The following is a 2,733-nucleotide window of genomic DNA, read 5'->3' as shown; positions in this document are numbered from 1 at the left end:
CCAGATGGGACCAAGACCCTTATACAAGTCCCCCTCACACAGATGGTCCAACCAGCTGAGGCAGCCTCGAGCCCAGCACCAGAAAGCCCAGCCGCAGAAGCACTGGAATCAGAAGTTAAGACCGAGCCAGATCGCAAAAGAGTGCGTCGAGAGGCAGACCCTGCACCGATTCCCGTCTCTAGAGAAACCATAGAAGCCATGGGGATTGACTATTATGATACAGGGATAACAGATCATTTAAATGTCACTGAATATGGAGAAAGATATGAACAGAGACAGCGCGGTGGAGTGTTGCTCACTTCCGAATTCTTGAGCAAGTATGGGGATGCTAGTCATTTTTTCATTAGTAGAACGAATAGAGAAAAAGAAGGAAAGGACAATTTTGAACCCCGTTTATATGAAATGTACTCCGTTAGTGAGGGTAAGCGATATTATCAAACAGATGATTTAAGACCTTTTCGCAATAAAAGAAATCAACTATCCGGTCCTTCTTTTTCCTTTAAGACTCCTTCAATAGGAACGACTCACTTTATGGATTCTAAAATTCGAAACGTGGCAGACGGCGGTAGCTATAACATTTTGGATCAGTCAGTTGAAATGGAGCTTACTGCAATAGAACCTTTGGATCTCTCCGAACACTATTCTTCTTGGGTTACATTGGATACAAACTCTCAAAGCATTATTTTAGATATGGTTAATGCTAAGGCTACCTATCGGGTGAGTACATCTAATGCGGAAACCTTCTTGTTTGCTCCTACGAATGATCAAAACAGTAGTATAAAAACAATAATTTATAAAAAAAGTGACATCAAAGCGATTCTGGTTAATGGAAGTAACACTGTTCAGATGACTGATTTAGGTGACAAAGTCAGCTTCTCTATTCCCAAAAAAATGAGTTTTAATATTCGAGGGGCAGTGACTTTGGTATTGAAAAAAGACAGTCAAATCACCTTTGAAGCTGCAAGGGGAGAGCTAGATTACAGAAACGAAAACCAATTAAATTTAACTAGATATCATACTTATGTTCTAAAATCTGTTCCGTATACTGTTAAGATTAATTGGGAAGGAAACAATGTCTCACCTCATCCAAATATCAAAGTTGAAGTTAAGGGTATTTTTGAAAAATATTATAGTGATGTAGTAAGAAGATTAGAAAGCAAACAGGTATCTGGTGGATCTACCACTGTCAGTTGGGATGTTCCAAGATATGAGACTAAGGACTTGTCAGGAGGAAATAAGGGGGTTGATATATTTGATAGCCCTAAATTTAAAAATTTCTCCTTCAGTCTAGAAAAAAAACCGAAGGGCTACGATGTTAGCTATGATTTCCTTAATAGAACAATCACTCTCAGAGCTAACTCAATGGCAGTCAACTCTCAGGGTCAGCTCCAAGAGATAGCACCAACACCAGTCGGTGATATTAATCAGCTAAACCCAGACGAGCAGGCGGCAGTCAAGGCAGAGATTGTGCTTAAAAACCCCAATCTCATCGCCCTCCTCAAAAACGGTCAAGATGGCATTCAAGTCGCAACCAACGGAGATGTCACCCTGACCTATAGAGATGACTCTATAAACGTCAAAACCTACCCCCAAGCCAAAACCGTCCGTCAAAAGCTCGATTCTGAAAAAGCTCAAGAAGGCAAGAAAGACCTTGTCAAAGTCCCAGTCAAAGACGCCACAAACGTCTCTGAGGACGAGAAAGCCAAAATCAAGGAAGCCATCAAGGTCGCCTATCCAAACCTTCCAGGTACGGAGACGATTGACGTGGCTCAAGACGGAAGTGCTCGCATCACCTTCCCAGACGGCAGTGCACCAATCGTCATTCCAAAAGGTGACTTGGTGAGTGAAAATGACGCCCTTGACGTCCCAGTCATTGCCCCAATCGACAGTGATGACCGCACTATCACAATCACCCTTAAAACCGAAGCGACAGACAAGTCTCAAGTGGTTGTGACGATTGATGATGTGCCAGTTGATAGCTCTAAGATTGAGGTGGCAGGTACGGCTGTGACCGTTACCCTCGATGCGCCGCTAAGAGCTGGTCAAACAGTGGGTGTAGTACAAACGTCACCAACCCAGAAAGACTCGCCAAAAGCGGTGGCACAAGTGGCCAAGACCGCATCTGAAACTGCCCAAGATGGCAAGAAAGACCCTGTCAAAGTCCCAGTCAAAGACGCGACCAATGTCTCTGAGGATGAGAAAGCCAAGATCAAGGAAGCCATCAAGGTCGCCTATCCAAACCTACCAGGTACGGAGACGATTGACGTGGCTCAAGATGGAAGTGCTCGCATTACCTTCCCAGACGGCAGCGCGCCAATCGTCATTCCAAAAGGTGACTTGGTGAGTGAAAATGACGCCCTTGAGGTTCCTGTCATTGCCCCAATCGACAGCGATGACCGCACTATCGCAATCACGCTTAAAACCGAAGCGACAGACAAGTCTCAAGTGGTTGTGACGATTGATGACGTGCCAGTGGAAGCTGATAAGATTTCAGTTGTTGGTACAGCTGTGACGGTTACACTTGATAGACCACTGACAGCTGGTCAAACAGTGGGTGTAGTACAAACGTCACCAACCCAGAAAGACTCACCAAAAGCGACAGCTATCGTGGGCAAAACCGCATCTGAAACCGCCCAAGACGGCAAACAAGACCCTGTCAAAGTCCCAGTCAAAGACGCGACAAACGTCTCTGAGGACGAGAAAGCCAAGATCAAGGAAGCCATCAAGGTCGCT

Annotated in this window: 1 protein-coding gene; it reads left to right on the top strand. The window is 44.9% G+C overall.

Annotated elements, in window-relative coordinates; genetic code table 11:
• Nucleotides 1–42: 42 nt before the first annotated feature.
• A partial coding sequence (locus ACMZ6Z_RS09190) for a hypothetical protein (protein WP_416132231.1) occupies nucleotides 43–2,733 on the top strand: 2,691 nt, incomplete at its 3' end.

The organism is Streptococcus pluranimalium, from assembly GCF_047785705.1.
Taxonomy (GTDB): Bacteria; Bacillota; Bacilli; order Lactobacillales; family Streptococcaceae; genus Streptococcus; species Streptococcus pluranimalium_A.
The sequence above is the reverse complement of the archived record's forward strand: the minus strand, read 5'-3'. Positions and strand labels throughout refer to the sequence as shown.